This window comes from Variovorax sucrosi, from assembly GCF_051216635.1.
Lineage (GTDB): Bacteria > Pseudomonadota > Gammaproteobacteria > Burkholderiales > Burkholderiaceae_C > Variovorax.
The window spans coordinates 55,257-72,143 of record NZ_JBPJZU010000011.1 but is presented as its reverse complement, the minus strand read 5'-3'; the positions used below and the strand labels follow the sequence as shown (position 1 = coordinate 72,143).

Below are 16,887 nucleotides of genomic sequence, written 5' to 3'. Positions count from 1 at the left end.
ACGCGCAGATCGGTTCCCTGGGCCCGGCCCTGTGGCGTTCTCGCCGCAGGCCGGGCTCAGTGCTTTCCCCTAAAGTAATCTCATTGCAATTGAAGAGTGCACTATGCAATTCATTGGCATGGGGTTTGCGTACACTGGCCTGAAGCATTCGCGGGCTGCATGGCCCTCACCCAAATGGTGCAAAGATGACCTTGATCGAACAGCTGACGGCCCTCCTCGGGGCCGGTGCGGTCCTCAAGACTGCCGACGACGTGGCCGGTTTCACCGAGGACTGGCGTGGCCGTTACCGCGGCCCGGCGGCGTGCGTGGTGCAGCCCTCGAACACGGCGCAGGTGGCCGCCATCGTGCGCCTGTGCGTGGAACACGGCGTGCCGGTGCTGCCGCAAGGCGGCAACACCAGCCTGTGCGGCGGGGCGGTGCCCGGCACCGACGGCGTGGCGCCGGTCATCGTGAACCTGGCCCGCATGCGGCGCGTGCGCTCGGTCGATGCGGCCAACAACTCCATGGAAGTCGAAGCGGGCTGCGTGCTGGCCGCCGTGCAGGAGGCTGCGGCCGCGCAGGGGCGCCTCTACCCGATCAGCCTGGGTGCCGAAGGCTCGTGCCAGATCGGCGGCACCATCGCGACCAATGCCGGCGGCACCGGCGTGCTGCGCTACGGCAACACGCGCGACAACGTGCTGGGCCTCGAGGTGGTGCTGCCCGACGGCACCGTCTGGGAGGGGCTCTACACCCTGCGCAAGAACAACACCGGCCTCGACCTGAAGCACCTGTTCATCGGCGCCGAGGGCACGATGGGCATCGTCACTGCCGCCACGCTCAAGCTGCATCCGCTGCCGACCTCGCACGCTGTGGCCTGGGTGGCGCCACGCACGCCGGCGGCGGCCTTGCAACTGCTGGGCATGTTCCAGTCGGCCTGCGGCGCCAGCCTCTCGGCCTTCGAGATGATCGACGCGAACCAGTTGCGCATCGTGACCGACCAACTGCCCAGCCGGCGCAACCCGCTGTCCGAACTGCACCCCTGGCACGTGCTCATCGAGCTGTCCGACACCGGCGCGCAAGACGCGCTGCAGGCCACGCTGGAACAGGTGCTCGAGCGCGCGGCCGAACAGGCGCTGCTGTTCGACGGCGTGCTGGCCAGCAGCGGTGTCCAGCGTGCGGCGATGTGGGAGATCCGGCACAGCGTCTCCGAAGCCAACAAGAAGGCCGGCGTGGGCCTGACGACCGACAGCGCGGTGCCCGTGTCGTCGGTGCCCGCATTCATCGAGCGCGCCACCGCCGCGGTGCATGCCATCGTGCCCGGCCTGCCGATCGTCATCGTGGCGCACCTGGGAGACGGCAACGTGCACTTCATCCCCTTCTTCACCTTCGCCGAATGGGAGGCCGTGGCCGACCCCGAGGCGATGGCCCAGCGCATCCGCCACAGCGTGAACGATGTGGCGCACAGCCTGCACGGCACCTTCAGCGCGGAGCATGGCATCGGCCGCACGCTGCTCGACGAAATGGCGCACTACAAATCGCCGGTCGAACTGGGTCTGATGCGCCGCATGAAGCAGGCGATCGACCCGCAGAACCTGTTCAACCCAGGCCGCCTGGTGCCCGACGCGCCGCCGCCCCGCACCCACTGATTTCCGTCCCCGTCTCTGTTCACGTCCCTGCTTCCCTTTCTTTCACCGAAGGAGTTCGTCATGCACACACTGCCTCCCAGCAAACCGTCCCGTCGCAACGCCCTGAAAGCGGCTGCGAGCGGCATCGTCGCCCTTGCCGCGCCCACGATCTGGACGCCGGCGCGCGCCGCCGGCAAGCGCATCGTGGTGCGTGACGACGGCGGCATCTACAGCCAGGCTTACGCGGCCGCGTTCTACAAGCCCTTCACCGCCAAGACCGGCATCGAAGTCGTGCCGGTGCAGGCCAATGCCGAGCCCACGGCGCAGATCAAGAGCATGGTCGAGACCGGCAACTACACCTGGGACATGGCGAAGATCAGCCAGCCGGCGATCCTCATCCTGACCAGCGGCAGCAAGGTCTACCTGGAGAAGCACGGCGTCGAATCCGACCCGAACGTCGCGACCATCCCGGCGCAGTACATGTCGCCCTACGGCGTGGGCACCAACGTGTACAGCACCGTGCTGGCCTACCGCAACGCCGCGTTCAAGGGCCGCAAGGCGCCCAACTCCTGGGCCGACTTCTGGAACACCAAGGACTTCCCGGGCCGCCGCTCGCTGCGCAAGCACCCCTTCGACACCATTGAGGAAGCGCTGATGGCCGACGGCGTGGCGCCCGGCCAGGTCTACCCAGCCAACCTCGATCGCGCCTTCGCCAGCCTGGACAAGGTCAAGTCGAAGATCGACGTGTGGTGGAACTCCGGCGCGCAGGTCGAGCAGATGCTGATGTCGAACGAGGTCGACATGGTCGCTACCTGGGTGTCGCGGCCGCAGCAGGCCATCGGCAAGGGCGCCGACGTGACCATCGTCTGGAACCAGAACCTCTGGGGCGTCGACAACTGGTCGATCCTCGCCGGCACACCCAACGCCGATGCCTGCCGCGAGTTCATCCGCTTCGCGTCCGACCCGAAGCGCCAGGCGGTGCAGGCCGAATTCTTTGCCGCCGGCTTCACGCAGCCGGGCGCCTTCAATTACGTGAAGCCCGAGATCGCGAAGAACAGCCCGACCAGCGCCGAGAACATGAAGAGCGGCGTGCAGATCAACGCGCGCTACTGGCTCGACAACCAGGCCGCGGTGATCGAGCGCTTCAACGGCTGGGTGCTCGCCTGACCACTTCGCATCGACCGCTTCCCGAGTCCACACCATGCCTTCGTCCAATCTGACCATCTCCGGCCTGTGCAAGCGCTACGGCGACGTCACCGCCCTCGCGCCCACCGACCTGGAGGTCGCCAACGGCGAGTTCCTCACGCTGCTCGGCCCCTCGGGTTCCGGCAAGACGACGCTGCTGAGCCTGATCGCCGGGCTCTCGCAGCCCGACAGCGGGACGATGCTGATCAACGGCGTCGACGTGACCTACGGCGCGCCATACGAGCGCGACATCGGCATGGTGTTCCAGAACTACGCGCTCTTTCCGCACATGACGGTGGAAGACAACATCGCCTTCCCGCTGAAGATGCGCGGCGTGAAGCCGGCAGAGGCGCGCCAGCAGGCGCAGGAGGCGCTGGAGATGGTGCGCCTGCCGCACGTGGCGCAGCGCTTTCCGAAGGAGCTGTCGGGCGGGCAGCAGCAGCGCATCGCGCTGGCGCGCTGCATGGTGTATCGGCCGGCCATCATCCTGATGGACGAGCCGCTCGGCGCGCTCGACAAGAAGCTGCGCGACCACATGCAGATGGAGATCAAGCGCATCCACCGCGAGCTGGGCACGACCATCGTGTACGTGACGCACGACCAGGAAGAGGCGATGACGATGTCCGACCGCATCTGCCTGATGAACGGCGGCCAGATCGAACAACTCGGCACGCCGGCCGACCTGTACTTCCGCCCGCGCACGCTCTTTGTCGCCGACTTCCTCGGCGAATCGAACCTGTTCGAGGCGACCGTCACCGGCGCAGAGGGTGACGGCGTGCGGGTGACGCTCGACGGCGGCCGCGTGCAGGCGGGTGCCGCCGTGCACGGCACCGTGCCGGCACCGGGCCGGAAGGTGCAGGTGCTGGTGCGGCCGCAGAACCTGGGCGTGCAGCACGCCGTGCCCGATGCACCCGGTGCGCCGGCGCTGTCGGCGCAGGTGCTCGACGTGATGATCACCGGCAGCCTCACCAAGCTGTACCTGCAGGCGCCCTTCGCCGGCGAGACGCCGATCACCGTCGCCTTCCCGACCTCGCGGCAGAGCACCCGCTACAGCGTCGGTGAAACGCTCTCGCTGCACTGGCAGGCGGCCGACGCGGTCGCCATCTCGGAGTAGGCCATGTCCTCGGCCGTTCATCCTGTCGCCTCCAAGCGCCCCGCAGGGCGCGCGCTGCGCCGCAACCTGCTGCTCGCGGCGCCGATGCTGCTCCTGCTGCTGGCGCTGCTCGTCTACCCGGTGGCGCAGCTGCTGCTGCTGAGCTTCTACAAGGACGGCGCGTTGAGCCTCGCGTCGTACCGGCAGCTCTTCGCGTCGTCGGTGTACCTCAACGTGCTGCTGATCACGCTGAAGATCTCGCTCTGGACCACCTTCTTCTCGGTCCTCGCCGGCTACCCGATCGCCTACCTCATCTCCTCGCTGCCGCAGCAGAAGAAGGGCCGGCTCTTGTTCTGGGTGCTGCTCTCGTTCTGGAGCAGCTTCCTGGTGCGCGCCTTCGCGTGGATCGTGCTGCTGGGCCGCAACGGCGTGGTCAACCAGCTGCTGCTGGCGCTGGGCATCGTCGACGCGCCGATGAGCCTGCTCTACAGCTTCGGCAGCACGCTCGTGGGCATGGTGCACGCGCTGATGCCGCTGGCCGTGCTCACGATGCTGTCGGTGATGGAGAACATCGACCGCAACCTGCCGCGCGCCGCGCTCACGCTGGGCGCACGCCCCGGCTCGGCCTTCTGGCGCGTGTACTTCCCGCTCTCGCTGCCCGGCGTGGCCGCGGCGGCCATCATGGTGTTCGTCACGGCCATCGGCTTCTTCATCTTCCCGGCGCTCTTGGGCGGCCGCCGCGAAACCATGATCACGCAGATCATCATCGACCAGGTGCAGCAGACGCTGAACTGGGGCTTCGCCGGTGCGGTGTCGGTGGCCCTGCTGATCGTGGTGTTGGCGGTCTTCGCGCTCTACGACCGGCTGCTGGGCCTGTCGACGATGACCGGCAGCGCGTCGGACCGCGCACGGCCGATGGCGGCCTCGGGTTGGTCGCACGCGGCCGGCGAGGCGATCCTCGCCGCGCTCGGCAAGGCCAGCGATGCGCTCGCGCGCCTGCTGCCGCGTCGCCGTCGTCGCACGCACGCCAGCGAGCCGGGCCAGTCGCGCGGCATGCTGATGGTGGTGCTGGTGCTGCTCGGCTTCCTCAGCATCCCGACGGTGCTGATGATTCCGCTGTCCTTCGCCGGCAACTCGGGCCTGAACTGGCCACCGCGCGGCTTCTCGCTGCAGTGGTACGCGCAGATGTTCGCGTCGCCGCTGTGGATGCAGGCGCTCACGCGCTCGCTGGTGGTGGGCGCCGGCGCCGGCGTGCTGTCGATGCTGATCGGCACGCCGATGGCGTTCCTGCTGGCGCGTTCGCAGATGCGCGGCAAGTCGCTCCTGCTGGCCTTCGTGCTCTCGCCCATCATCGTGCCGCGCATGATCATCGCCGTCGGCATGTTCTACCTGTTCGCCAAGGTCGGGCTCGTCGGCACCTCGCTGGGCCTGATCCTCGGCCACACCGTGATCTCAGTGCCCTACGTGGTGATGACGATGATGGCGGTGCTGCGCAACTACGACACGCGGCTCGACCTGGCCGCGCAGAGCCTGGGCGCGCGGCCGCTGCAGACGCTGCGCTACGTGACCTTCCCGATCCTGATGGCGGGCCTGATGTCGTCCTTCCTGTTCGCCTTCGCGACCTCGTTCGACGAACTCACCATCTCGCTGTTCGCTTCCGGCGGCCTGAACTCGACGTTGCCCAAGCAGTTCTGGGACGAGGTCACGCTTCAAATCTCGCCGGTCATCGCCGCGGTCTCGACCTGCCTTTTCGTCTTCGTCGCCGTGCTGATCGGCGTGGCCGACCGGCTGCGCCGTCGCAGCCTGGCCCGCTGAGCGCTTTCTCTTCCCTCTCGACACTCCCTCAAGGATCTCCCATGGACGCGACCCGTCTGCGCGGCGTACTGCCCGCCATCCCCACCCCCGTCCACGCCGACGACAGCATCGACGTCGCGGCCACACGCACGCTGATCGCCTACCTGCTCAAGCAAGGCATCGACGGCCTGGTGCCGCTCGGCGGTACCGGCGAATACGGCGCGCTGTCGCGTGCCGAGCGCGCCAAGATGGCGGCGCTGTGCGTGGAGGCCGTGGGCGGCCGCGTGCCGGTGGTGCCGGGCGTACTCGACCCCGGCTACCACGACGCGATGGCATCGGGCCGCGCCTTCGCCGATGCCGGCGTCGATGCGCTCATGGTCGTGACGCCCTACTACACCAACCCCACGCAGGCGGGCGTGCGCGACTACTTCCTGCGCTTCGCCGACGCGTCGCCGCTGCCGATCCTGATCTACGAGATCCCATACCGCACGCGCGTGGCGATCCAACCGGAAGTGCTGCACGAGCTGTCCCGGCATGAACGCATCATCGGCATGAAGGCCTGCAACACCGACATGTATCACTTCCTGCGCGTGGTGGCGGGCGTGGACGACAGTTTCGCAGTGCTGAGTGGCGAGGACTCGCTGTTCCCCCTGCACCTCGCGGCCGGTGCGCGCGGCGGCATCGTTGTGACGGCGACCCTGCTGCCGCGCGCCTGGCGTGCGATCTACGACCTGGCCGTCGCCGGCCGCACGGCGGACGCTCTGGCCGCGCACCGCGCACTGATCCCGCTGATGGACATGGCCTTCGCCGAAACCAACCCCGGCCCGATGAAGTCGGTGATGGACCTGATCGGCGTCGACGCGCCGGGCATGCTCGCGCCGCTGGTGGCGCCGGCCGCCGACCTGCAGTCGCGCCTGCGCGTCGAGGCCGCGCGGCAGCTCGCGCGCACCGAAGGCCTGGGCTGAGCGGGCGCCCGTGCTGCCCGCCGTCAAGGACTACCGCGCGCTGGCGCGTCGGCGCCTGTCGCGCTTCGCCTTCGACTACCTCGATGGCGGCGCGGAGGACGGCCGCACGCTGTCGCGCAACCGCGCTGCGTACGAGCAACTGATCTTCCGGCCCCGCGTGTTGCGGGACGTGACCCGCATCGACCCCTCGGTGCAGGTGTTCGGCCAGACGCTCGCGATGCCGGCGGTGGTCGGGCCGACCGGGCTGAACGGCCTCTACTGGCCGCGTGCCGAAGAGGTGCTGGCGCGCGCCGCCCACGCGGCGGGCCTGCCCTTCGCGATGTCGACCGCGTCGACCTCGCTGCTCGAGAGCGTCCGGGAAGCGACCGAGGGCGAGCTGTGGCTGCAGCTCTATGTCCAGCAGGACCGCCGCATCGCCGAAGACATGATGCGGCGCGCCCGCGGCCTCGGCTTCTCGACACTCATGCTCACGGTCGACACCCTGGTGCATGGCAAGCGCGACCATGACGTGCGCAACGGTTTCCGCATGCCGCTGCGCCTTACGCCGAAGCTGCTGCTCGACCTGGCCACGCACCCGCGCTGGTGCGTCCGCATGCTGCGCCAGGGCGGCTCGCCGCAGCTGGTCAACCTCGCGCGCAGCGCGGGCGTGAAGGCCGAGCTGCAGGCGCAGGCCGCCGCCATGAGCCGTCAGATGGACATGTCGCTCGACTGGCGCGCGGTGGATTGGCTGCGCAAGCACTGGCCGGGCCCGGTGCTGCTCAAGGGCGTGCTGTCGGTGGACGACGCACGCACCGCGCTGCGCCATGGCGTCGACGGCGTGATCCTGTCCAACCACGGCGGTCGCCAGCTGGAGAGCGCCCCGAGTCCGTTGGAGATCCTGCCCGAGGTGGTCGATGCGGTGGGGATGGGGCTCGATGTCTTCGTCGACAGCGGCATCCGCCGCGGCAGCGACATCGCCAAGGCACGGGCGCTGGGCGCCAAGGCGGTGCTGCTCGGTCGCGCGCCGCTCTACGGCCTGGCAGCGCAGGGGCCGCAGGGCGTGGCCGACGTACTGCAGATGCTGCGCGACGAGTTCGAGATCACGCTGCGCCTGCTTGGCGTGCCGCGTGCGGCCGACCTCGACACCGACGCGCTCTCGGCGGACCACCGGGCGCGGCTCGCGCGGCTGTAGCCCGACATGCGCTAACCGGCGTACCCGCCGAACTTCGCCTTCGAAATCGAGGTTGCGGCCACCTGCACATGGGGCGCCAGCTCCTTCTCGACGCGCGCCACGGTCCAGCGCGTGGTCGGCACCGAGATGTTGATCGCCGCGACGGCCATGCCGCGGTGGTCGGTGATCGGCGCGGCCACCGAGATGTCGCCCAGCACGTTCTCGTTGGCCATGACCGCATAGCCCTTCTCGGCCATCGACTGCACCCGCGCCAGCAGCCGCTGGGGGTCGATCTCGGTGAAGGGCGTGATCTGCGTCAGCGGCGTGCGCTCCAGGATCGCCACCCGCTCCTCGTGCGAGAAGCGCGTCAGGATGGCATTGCCCGACGCGGTGAAATAGGCCGGCAGCCGCGCGCCCACGTTGAAGTCGATGTTCACCAGATGCTGGCCGTGGAAGCGCGCCACGAACACGATGTCGATGCCGTCGAGTTCATGCAGGTTGGCCGTCTCGCCCAGCGTGCGGCTGATCTCCAGCAGGTAGGGCGAGGCCTTGTCGATCAGTTCGTTGGCGCGCAGGTAGTTGTACGACAGCTGCAGCACCTTGGCGGTCAAGCCGTAGTGGCGCGACTCGGGAATTCGGCGCAGGTAGCCGAGCTGCTCGAGTGTGTAGACCACGCGCTGCGTGGCGCTGCGGTCCAGCTCGGCGGCGCGCGCGATGTCGGCCAGCGTCATGTGGCGCTGCGAGCCGTTGAAGGCCTGCAGCACCTGGAACGATTTTTCGGTCGATCCGATGAAGAGCGAGGAAGTCCGGGGCGCCTTCTTGGCGGCAGGGGCGGCGCTGGCGTCGTCGGGTCGGGGCGGCAATCGGGCGCCTGGAGTCGCTGGCATGTGGTGGTCCAAAGGTCCCGGGTTCGCGGTGCGTGCCGCCAAAGCCGCAGAGGGGGAAAACGAGTTTAGCCGAGAGCGCCGGCGCCGCGCCGATGACGGCTTCTGCATGAAACGACCCGCCCGGCGCATAACGCTTGGCACCGCCCCTGGCGCCAGCTATCGTCCGTCCAGTCTATCCACCGAGGGTCTTCCCATGAGCGAGAAACTGTCCTTTGTCCATCCCACGCCCAACAGTCCGTGGGGCACCTACCTGCAGCAGGTCGACCGCGTTGTGCCCTACCTCGGAGACCTGGCCAAGTGGGCCGAGACGCTCAAGCGCCCCAAGCGCGCGCTGATCGTCGACGTGCCGATCGAAATGGACGACGGCCGCATCGCGCATTACGAGGGCTACCGCGTGCAGCACAACATGAGCCGCGGCCCGGGCAAGGGCGGCGTGCGCTTCCACCCCGACGTGACGTTGGAAGAAGTGATGGCGCTGTCGGCCTGGATGACGGTCAAGACCGCGGCGGTGAACCTGCCCTACGGCGGCGCCAAGGGCGGCATCCGCGTCGACCCGAAGAAGCTGTCACAGAAAGAGCTCGAGAAGATCACCCGCCGCTACACCAGCGAGATCGGCATCATCATCGGCCCGCACACCGACATTCCGGCGCCCGACGTGAACACCAACGGCCAGATCATGGCCTGGATGATGGACACCTATTCCATGAACGTCGGCGGCACGGCCACCGGCGTCGTCACCGGCAAGCCGCTGCACCTGGGCGGCTCGCTCGGCCGCGTGAAGGCCACCGGCCGCGGTGTGTTCGTCACCGGGCGCGAGGCGGCGCGCCGGCTCGGGCTCGACCTGCGCGGCGCACGCATCGCGGTGCAGGGCTTCGGCAACGTCGGTTCGGTCGCGGCCGAACTCTTCGCCGAGGCGGGTGCCAAGATCGTCGCGGTCCAGGACCACACGGGCACCGTCGTCAACGAGAACGGGCTGGACCTCGAGAAGCTCGTCCCGATTTCGCGCACGCCGGCCGGCGCGGCCGGCTTCGAAGGTGGCGACAAGGTGCCGAACGAGCAGTTCTGGGACGTCGCGTGCGACATCCTGATCCCGGCCGCGCTGGAAGGCCAGATCACCGCCGAGCGTGCCAAGAAGACCCAGGCCAAGCTGGTGCTGGAAGGCGCCAACGGCCCGACCGTGCCGGAGGCCGACGACATCCTGGCCGAACGCGGCGTGCTGGTCGTGCCCGACGTGATCTGCAACGCCGGTGGTGTGACGGTGTCGTACTTCGAATGGGTGCAGGACTTCTCGTCCTTCTTCTGGGACGAGGACGAGATCAACGTGCGGCTCGACCGCATCATGATGAACGCGCTCAACCACATCTGGGACACGGCCGACAAGCACAAGATCACGCTGCGCACTGCCACCTACGCGGTGGCCTGCGAGCGCATCCTGATGGCGCGCCAGGAGCGCGGTCTGTACCCCTGATGCCCTGAGCGCAGCGGCGCGGGAACAATCGGCGGCGTGCAGGCTCAGACGGCGGCCGGTGTCCACCGGGTAGCATTCCACGCCGATGTCGCCTCTCACTTTCCGCCCTTCTCCCGGCCGCCTCGCCGCGGCCTTCCTCGCCCTGCTCATCGCCGGCTGCAGCGGCACGACCAGGCGCGTCGTCTACGACCCGGAAGAGTTCGACTCCACCACCACCCATGCCCGCAGCTATGCCGCCAGCGAGGCGCAGACCTGCGAAGCCGCGCGCCGCGCACTGCTGAGCCAGGGCTACCTGATCACCGCGGCCAATGCCGACCTGGTGACCGGTCGCAAGAACTTCCAGCCGGCCAGCGAAGTGCACGTCGAGGTCGAATTCCGCGTGGTCTGCGCGCGCGACCAGGCGGCGGCGAAGGGCCAGCGCAAGAGCATCGCCTTCGTCACCGCGCTGCAGGACCGCTACGGCATCAAGAAGACGAACAACGCGGCCAGCGTGGGCGTGGGGGTCATCGGCTCGCTGTCGCTGCCCTTCTCGTCGAGCGACGACGCGATGGTCAAGGTGGCGAGCGAGACGCTCACCGACGAGCGTTTCTACGACCGCTTCTATGCGCTGCTCGACCGCTACCTGGTGTCAGGCGCGGTGGACGAAAAGGCCGTGGAGCCGACACCCCCTGCACCGGCCTCGGCGCCCGCACCGGCGCTCAGCACGCCGGTCGTTCCCCAGAGCGCACCGGTCGGCGCGCCCCTGAATCTGCCGCCGAGCGCGCCGGCCGGCACGCCGGTGGCGCCGTCGCCCGAGCGCGGCTGAGCCGCCTCAGCGTTCGCGGTCGGCGGGCGGCTCGATGCCCTGGAGCGCCGCCTGCAGGTCGTTCACACCGAACGGCTTCTGCAGCCAGACCGTGCCCGGAATCGGATGACTCGGGCGCGGCTGGCCGGTGGCGAAGATGACGCGCAGCTTGTGCTGTGCCTGCAAGATGTCCACCAGGTCGAGCCCCGACAGCGCGGGCAGGCCGACGTCGGTCAGCAGCACGTCGAAGGCGCCTTCGATGAAGCGATCGCGGGCGACCTCGGCGCTTTTCACGCCGGCCACCCAATGCCCCAGCAACTCCAGCATTTCGACCATCGACGTGAGCGTGGCGGGGTCGTCCTCGACCACCAGAATCCGCAGCCGCGAGGCCGCTTGCGTGTCGGCGGGGGCGGAGGTTGGAGTCACAGGAAATGGCATGTCACGAGGGCTGGGAAAGGCCCACTTTACGCGCTGACGCTCGCCAGCGACTTCCTTGCGCCCCTTTTCCCACGTAGGAAGGCCACTGAAGCGCTGTGCGGCTCAACGCACCAACGTGGATTTTCCCAGCAGGCTTTCGATGAGCTCGACCGCCACTTCGGCCGTCCGGTTGCGCACGTCCAGCGCTGGGTTGAGCTCCACCACGTCGAGCGAGCCCAGGCGGCCGGTGTCGGCGGCCATTTCCATGCAGAGCTGCATTTCGCGGTAGGTCGGGCCGCCGCGCACCGCGGTGCCCACGCCGGGTGCGTCGGCCGGGTCGAGGCAGTCGAGGTCGAAGCTCACATGCAGGTGGGTGTCGTCGTCCACGTCCTGCAGCGCCTCGGTCATGGTGTTGCGCATGCCGTGCTCGTCGATGTGGCGCATGTCGAACACGGTGAGGCCGAGCGTGCGGATGGCCTGCTTTTCCTCGCCGTCGACGCTGCGGATGCCGATGAAGCGAATGGCATCGTGCGCGAGCGCGGCGCGTTCGCCGCTCCAGCCGGTCAACGCCGCCGGCCCGTGCCCCAGCAGGCAGGCCACCGGCATGCCGTGGATGTTGCCGCTCGGGCTGGTGCCGTGCGTGTTGACGTCGGTGTGCGCATCCAGCCACAGCACGCGCAGCTTCTGGCGGCGCTGCCGGGCATGCCAGGCGACCGCGCTGATCGAGCCGATCGCCAGGCTGTGGTCGCCGCCCATCATCAGCGGCAGCCGGCCGGCACCGAGCGCCGCGTCGACCGCGTCGTACACGGCGCGATTCCAGGCCACGGCCTCGTCCAGGTGGCGCAGGCCGTCGGCCGGTGCGGACCAGGGCGTCGCCGGACCGGCCAGGTTGCCCGCGTCGACGACCTGGAAGCCCAGGCGCGCCAGCGTGCCCGGAAGATCGGCCACGCGCAGGGCGTCCGGCCCCATGCCGGCGCCGCGCACGCTGGCACCGATGTCGGTCGGTGCACCGATCAGTTCGACGGTTCGGGTCATGGCTGCATGATGGCCCTCAAGGCCGGTCGCGTGTGTGGGAGAAAGCCCTCAGCGCAGGCCCAGCACGCGCCAGGCCAGCTTCGACAGCGCGGCCACCGCCTCTTCCGGGCTCAGTCGGCCGCCCGGGCGGTACCAGGTGTAGAGGAAGCCAGGCAGGCTGCAGGCGGCCAGCGCGGTGACCATCACGTCGTCGAAATCGAAGTCGCCGTCGGCACGGCCTTGTTCGAGCAGGGCGCAGAGTCGGCCATAGAAATGGCGCGCCAGCTTCTTCTGGGCGGCCCGGTACTCGGGGCGGTACACCGTGGGCTCGCGGTATGGAAACACGGCGCAGGGATGATGCGCGATCGTCGCCCGGATCAGCCGCTCGATGCCTTCGGTCACCTTGGCCCGCGCCGGGCGCGTATCGTCGGCGGGGAAGTCCATCGCGGTGAAGCAGTCGACCGTGGGGCGCCACGAGAGGCGCTCGAAGATCTCCTGCTTGTCGCGGAAGTAGTAGTACACGAAGGGCTTGGTCACGCCCAGCTTGCGGACGATCTGCGCCATCGTGGTGGCCGCATAGCCTTGCGCGGCGAAGAGCGTGGCCGCAGCCTGCAGGATGCGTTCGCGCTGCAGGTCGGTTGCGTCGGTGGCGGCCCGCTGGCGGCCCGTGGTTTTGGACGTGGCGCGGGAGGGCTGTGCTGTCATTGTTGTTCTACCTATGGGTAGGATTGTTGGTGGCGCCCCGGGTCGTGACAAGCGTCGGACGCTATCGCAAACCCTGATCTGCCCCACGTCGCGGCGCCGCGGTTATGTCTGGGCGCCCGGCCACTACGAAGCGCGTGGCGGCCATTACGTGTGGGTGCGTGGTGAGTACGTGCGGGCGCGCCCGGGCTATGCCTACCGTGCGCCGGAGTGGCGTGATCGCGGTGGCCGTTGGGAATACAACCGAGGCGGCTGGGATCGCGATGGCGACGGGGTGCCCAACCGAGCCGACCGGCGCCCGAACAACCCCAACCGCAACTGACGCGCGATCAGAAGAGCCGAAAGACCAGCGGCAGCAGCAAGGCGGCCAGCACCACCTGCAGGCCAAGCGCCAGGCCGGCATAGGCGCCGGCATCGGCGTTCACCTGCAGGGCGCGGGCCGCGCCGATGCCGTGCGAGGCGGTGCCCAGCGCGAAGCCGCGGGCACGCCAGCCGGCCGGGCTGGTGCGGATGCGCAAGGCATCGAACAGGTACTTGCCCGAGAGCGCACCGATCAGGCCGGTGAGCACCGCGAAGACCGCCGACAGCGCGGGAATGCCGCCGATCTTCTCGGCGATGCCCATCGCCACCGGCGCCGTGACCGACTTCGGCGCCAGCGACATCACCACATCGTGCGGCAGCCCGACCGCCCAGCCCAAGGCCACGGCCGAACCGCCGGCGGCCAGACCGCCCAGCACGGCGGCCAGCAGCACCCGACCGAGGCGGGCCCGAAGCTCCGCGCGGCGCTGCCACAGCGGCCACGCCAGCGCGACGACCGCCGGGCCGAGCAGGAAGTGGATGAATTGCGCGCCCGCGAAATAGGTCGGGTAGTCGACGCGGGTGATCGTCAGGCCGCTGGCCAGCACGACCACCGACCACAGCACCGGGTTGGCCCAGGGCGCATTGCGCAGCCGTGCATAGAGCGCCTGGGCCAGCAGGTAGACCACCAGCGTGGCGGTCAGCCCGAACAATGGCGAGGCGGAGAGATAGACCCAGAGTTCGACGAAGCGTGGCATCGTGGGTCAGCCCGCCTTGCGCTCGGGCCAGTACAGCACCAGCGCGGTGACGGCCAGCCCGATCCAGGTCGACAGGGCGATCACCACCAGCATGCGGCCGCCGTATTGCGACAGCAGCGCCAGGTGCGTCATCACGCCGACGCCCACCGGAATGAAGAGCAGCGACAGGTGCGAGAGCAGGAAGTCGGCGCAGTCGGCCACCGGTTCGCGCACGAACGCGAAGCGAAGTGCCGGCACCAGCAGGATCAGGCCCAGCACCGGCCCGGGCAGCGGCAGCGAACAGCCGCGCGACAGCACCTCACCGATCGACTGGAACACCAGCAACCACGCCAGACCGCGCAAGCCCTTCATCGGCAGAGGCGCTAGAAGCGCGGCAGGTCCGGGTGCGGCAGGCGACCGCCGCGCACCACTTGCTTGCCGTATTCGGCGCAGCGCTGCAGCGTCGGGATCACCTTGCCGGGGTTGAGCATGCCTTCGGGGTCGAAGGCGCGCTTCACGCCGAACATCTGCTCGTTCTCGGCGGCGGTGAACTGCACGCACATGCTGTTGAGCTTCTCGACGCCCACGCCGTGTTCGCCCGACACCGTGCCGCCCATGGCGACGCTGGTCTCGAGGATGTCGGCGCCGAAGAGCTCGCAGCGATGCAGTTCGTCGGGGTCGTTGGCATCGAACAGCACCAGCGGGTGCAGGTTGCCGTCGCCGGCGTGGAACACGTTGCAGCAGCGCAGCTTGTACTTGACTTCCATCTGCTGGATCGCCAGCAGGATGTCGGCCAGCCGCTTGCGCGGGATGGTCGAGTCCAGGCACATGTAGTCGGGGCTGATGCGGCCCGACGCGGGGAAGGCGTTCTTGCGGCCGCTCCAGAAACGCAGGCGCTCGTCCTCGTTCTCGCTGCAGGCGACGGCGGTGGCGCCGCACTGGCGCAGCACGGCGGTCATGCGGCCGATCTCTTCTTCCACCTCTTCCGGCGTGCCGTCGGATTCGCACAGCAGGATGGCAGCGGCATCGAGGTCGTAGCCGGCCTTGACGAAGTCCTCGACGGCAGCCGTCATGGGCTTGTCCATCATCTCGAGCCCGGCCGGGATGATGCCGGCCGCGATCACCGCCGCCACCGCATCGCCGGCTTTGCGCACATCGTCGAAGCTGGCCATGATGCAGCGCGCCAGCTGCGGCTTGGGCACCAGCTTGACGGTGACCTCGGTGGTCACGGCCAGCATGCCTTCGCTGCCGATGACCAGCGCGAGCAGGTTGAGCCCGGCGCAGTCGAGCGCCTCGCTGCCGAACTCGATCGGCTCGCCGTCGGCGGTGAAGCCGCGCACCCGCAGCACGTTGTGCAGCGTCAGGCCGTACTTCAGGCAGTGCACCCCCCCCGAGTTCTCGGCGACGTTGCCGCCGATGGTGCAGGCGATCTGGCTCGACGGGTCGGGCGCGTAGTAGAGGTTGAAGGGCGCGGCCGCCTCGCTGATGGCGAGGTTGCGCACGCCGCACTGCACGACGGCGGTGCGGGCGACCGGGTCGATCTTCAGGATGCGGTTGAACTTGGCGAGCGACAGCGTCACACCCATCGCATGCGGCATCGCGCCGCCCGAGAGGCCGGTGCCCGCGCCGCGTGCCACCACCGGCACGCCGAGCGCGTGGCAGGCCTTGAGCACCGCCGCCACCTGCGCCTCGGTTTCGGGCAGCGCCACCACCAGCGGCCGTTGCCGGTAGGCCGTGAGGCCGTCGCATTCGTAGGGCGTGGTGTCCTCGGCGTGCCAGATCAGCGCATGGGCCGGCAGATGGGCCTGCAGGGCACGCACGATCTGCGACTGGCGCTCCGTGCGCTGCATCAGGTCATTCTGGCTGGGCGTGGTGGGCGCGTTCATGGCGTCACTCTATGCCGAATCCAGGCCGAAGGGCGGCTGGCGACTATTTGAAGATGACCGTCTTGTGCCCGTTCATCAGCACGCGGCGTTCGCTGTGCCATTTGACGGCGCGGGCCAGCACCTGGCTCTCGGTGTCGCGGCCGCGGGCCGTCAGGTCTTCGACCGTGTCGGTGTGGTCGGCGCGGGCCACGTCCTGCTCGATGATCGGGCCTTCGTCCAGGTCGGCCGTCACGTAGTGGGCGGTGGCGCCGATCAGCTTCACGCCGCGGTCGTGCGCCTGGTAGTAGGGCTTGGCGCCCTTGAAGCTCGGCAGGAACGAGTGGTGGATATTGATGGCGCGGCCCGCCAGCTTGGTGCAGAGGTCGTTGCTCAGCACCTGCATGTAGCGCGCCAGCACCACGAGTTCGGAGCCTTCGGCCTCGATGATTTCCAACTGCTTCGCTTCGGCCTGCGGCTTGGTCGCGGCCGTCACCGGGATGTGGTGGAAGGGCACGTTGTAGCTGGCGGCCAACTGGTAGAAGTCGCGGTGGTTCGAGACGATGGCGCGCACGTCGATGGCCAGCAGGCCGCTCTTCCAGCGGAACAGCAGGTCGTTCAGGCAATGGCCTTCCTTGCTGACCAGGATGACGGTCTTCACCGGCTGGGCGGCGTCGTGCAGCTTCCAGTCCATGCCGAAGCCCACGGCGAGTTCGCCCAGCTCCTTGGCGAGCACGTCGCGGCCGTGCGCGGTGCAGGCGAAACGCACCCGCATGAAGAACAGGCCGGTGCCGTGGTCGTTGTACTGCGCCGCTTCTTCGATGTTGCCGCCGCGCTCCAAGAGGAAGCCCGAGACGGCATGGACGATGCCGGTGCGGTCCGGGCAGGAAAGGGTCAGGATGTACGCGCTCATAAGGGCGGAGATTGT

General features: G+C 68.9%; 16 protein-coding genes and 1 pseudogene. 9 read left to right on the top strand and 8 right to left on the bottom strand.

From position 1 onward, the window contains the following. Window positions 1-185 precede the first annotated feature (185 nt). Genes ACSFBE_RS20915 through ACSFBE_RS20890 form a run of 6 tightly spaced genes read left to right on the top strand, consistent with a single transcriptional unit; the run spans window position 186 to window position 7,812 of the window. The gene (locus tag ACSFBE_RS20915; RefSeq protein ID WP_435492334.1) at window positions 186-1,625 is read left to right on the top strand and encodes an FAD-binding oxidoreductase; all 1,440 of its coding nucleotides are present in this window, start codon (window positions 186-188) and stop codon (window positions 1,623-1,625) included. A gap of 60 nt (window positions 1,626-1,685) precedes the next feature. After that, window positions 1,686-2,771 (top strand): ABC transporter substrate-binding protein, encoded by a 1,086-nt coding sequence (locus ACSFBE_RS20910; RefSeq protein WP_435492333.1) that lies wholly within the window; start codon window positions 1,686-1,688, stop codon window positions 2,769-2,771. Between the two features lie 34 nt (window positions 2,772-2,805). Continuing rightward, window positions 2,806-3,903, top strand: coding sequence for an ABC transporter ATP-binding protein (locus ACSFBE_RS20905; RefSeq protein ID WP_435492332.1), 1,098 nt, complete (start codon window positions 2,806-2,808; stop codon window positions 3,901-3,903). Between the two features lie 3 nt (window positions 3,904-3,906). Continuing rightward, window positions 3,907-5,697 carry an ABC transporter permease subunit gene (locus ACSFBE_RS20900; protein ID WP_435492331.1) on the top strand — a complete coding sequence of 597 codons (1,791 nt, stop codon included), beginning with the start codon at window positions 3,907-3,909 and terminating at the stop codon, window positions 5,695-5,697. A 41-nt stretch (window positions 5,698-5,738) separates the two neighbouring features. Next, the gene (gene dapA / locus ACSFBE_RS20895) at window positions 5,739-6,641 is read left to right on the top strand and encodes a 4-hydroxy-tetrahydrodipicolinate synthase (protein ID WP_435492330.1); all 903 of its coding nucleotides are present in this window, start codon (window positions 5,739-5,741) and stop codon (window positions 6,639-6,641) included. Window positions 6,642-6,651: 10 nt separating this feature from the next. Continuing rightward, the gene (locus ACSFBE_RS20890; RefSeq protein WP_435492329.1) at window positions 6,652-7,812 is read left to right on the top strand and encodes an alpha-hydroxy acid oxidase; all 1,161 of its coding nucleotides are present in this window, start codon (window positions 6,652-6,654) and stop codon (window positions 7,810-7,812) included. Between the two features lie 11 nt (window positions 7,813-7,823). Here ACSFBE_RS20890 and ACSFBE_RS20885 read toward each other — a convergent pair whose 3' ends face one another. After that, window positions 7,824-8,678: an IclR family transcriptional regulator gene (locus ACSFBE_RS20885; RefSeq protein ID WP_435492328.1), complete on the bottom strand. Its 855-nt coding sequence runs from the start codon at window positions 8,676-8,678 to the stop codon at window positions 7,824-7,826. A gap of 193 nt (window positions 8,679-8,871) precedes the next feature. On the opposite strand from ACSFBE_RS20885, the gene ACSFBE_RS20880 reads away from it, so the two are divergent. Continuing rightward, the gene (locus tag ACSFBE_RS20880) at window positions 8,872-10,146 is read left to right on the top strand and encodes a Glu/Leu/Phe/Val family dehydrogenase (RefSeq protein ID WP_435492327.1); all 1,275 of its coding nucleotides are present in this window, start codon (window positions 8,872-8,874) and stop codon (window positions 10,144-10,146) included. Window positions 10,147-10,231: 85 nt separating this feature from the next. Continuing rightward, window positions 10,232-10,951, top strand: a complete 720-nt coding sequence (locus ACSFBE_RS20875) for a DUF2242 domain-containing protein (protein ID WP_435492326.1) — start codon at window positions 10,232-10,234, stop codon at window positions 10,949-10,951. A 6-nt stretch (window positions 10,952-10,957) separates the two neighbouring features. Here the strand turns inward: ACSFBE_RS20875 and ACSFBE_RS20870 are convergent, their stop codons facing one another. From ACSFBE_RS20870 to ACSFBE_RS20860, 3 genes are all read right to left on the bottom strand, one after another. Beyond that, window positions 10,958-11,356: a response regulator gene (locus ACSFBE_RS20870; RefSeq protein WP_435492325.1), complete on the bottom strand. Its 399-nt coding sequence runs from the start codon at window positions 11,354-11,356 to the stop codon at window positions 10,958-10,960. Window positions 11,357-11,470: 114 nt separating this feature from the next. Then, the gene (rocF, locus tag ACSFBE_RS20865) at window positions 11,471-12,382 is read right to left on the bottom strand and encodes an arginase (protein WP_435492324.1); all 912 of its coding nucleotides are present in this window, start codon (window positions 12,380-12,382) and stop codon (window positions 11,471-11,473) included. 48 nt (window positions 12,383-12,430) lie between these two features. After that, the gene (locus ACSFBE_RS20860) at window positions 12,431-13,066 is read right to left on the bottom strand and encodes a TetR/AcrR family transcriptional regulator (protein ID WP_435492323.1); all 636 of its coding nucleotides are present in this window, start codon (window positions 13,064-13,066) and stop codon (window positions 12,431-12,433) included. Window positions 13,067-13,160: 94 nt separating this feature from the next. On the opposite strand from ACSFBE_RS20860, the pseudogene ACSFBE_RS20855 reads away from it, so the two are divergent. Continuing rightward, window positions 13,161-13,385 (top strand): annotated as a pseudogene (locus tag ACSFBE_RS20855) (YXWGXW repeat-containing protein); the annotation flags it as partial. Between the two features lie 7 nt (window positions 13,386-13,392). Here the strand turns inward: ACSFBE_RS20855 and ACSFBE_RS20850 are convergent. The 4 genes from ACSFBE_RS20850 to purU are packed head-to-tail and all read right to left on the bottom strand — an operon-like array spanning window position 13,393 to window position 16,872. After that, window positions 13,393-14,118, bottom strand: a complete 726-nt coding sequence (locus tag ACSFBE_RS20850) for an LrgB family protein (RefSeq protein ID WP_435492322.1) — start codon at window positions 14,116-14,118, stop codon at window positions 13,393-13,395. A gap of 6 nt (window positions 14,119-14,124) precedes the next feature. After that, window positions 14,125-14,469, bottom strand: coding sequence for a CidA/LrgA family protein (locus tag ACSFBE_RS20845; protein WP_435492321.1), 345 nt, complete (start codon window positions 14,467-14,469; stop codon window positions 14,125-14,127). Between the two features lie 11 nt (window positions 14,470-14,480). Next, on the bottom strand, window positions 14,481-15,983 hold the full coding sequence (locus ACSFBE_RS20840; RefSeq protein WP_435492320.1) for an FAD-linked oxidase C-terminal domain-containing protein: 1,503 nt from the start codon (window positions 15,981-15,983) through the stop codon (window positions 14,481-14,483). Window positions 15,984-16,026: 43 nt separating this feature from the next. Next, entirely contained in the window at window positions 16,027-16,872 is an 846-nt protein-coding gene (gene purU, locus ACSFBE_RS20835) for a formyltetrahydrofolate deformylase (protein ID WP_435492319.1), read from the bottom strand. Window positions 16,873-16,887: the final 15 nt, after the last annotated feature.